Annotated in this window: 1 protein-coding gene; it reads left to right on the top strand. The window is 39.2% G+C overall.

Translation table 11 applies throughout. From position 1 onward, the window contains the following. Positions 1-265, top strand: a 265-nt coding sequence (locus ACFIO5_RS12730; RefSeq protein ID WP_375705602.1) for a 3-oxoacyl-[acyl-carrier-protein] synthase III C-terminal domain-containing protein, incomplete at both ends; no start/stop codon positions are given.

Genomic DNA, 265 nt, shown 5'->3' with positions numbered 1-265 from the left:
TGGTCCTTCAACAACGCAAAAAACTGGCTATTTACGTATGGAAGGACGAGAAGTTTTTAAATATGCAGTTGGTATGATAACCGATGTAGTTGATGAGTGTTTTGCAGCTGCAGGTATGGATTCTTCACAATTAGATTGGTTTGTACCTCATCAGGCCAATAAACGTATTATTGAAGCGTCAGCTAAAAAACTAGGAATTTCTATAGATAAAGTGGTAATCACCGTTGATCGACACGGTAATACGTCTGCAGCATCTGTGCCATTG

The sequence above is a fragment of the Bartonella sp. AA86SXKL genome (genome assembly GCF_042196885.1).
The sequence above is the reverse complement of the archived record's forward strand: the minus strand, read 5'-3'. Positions and strand labels throughout refer to the sequence as shown.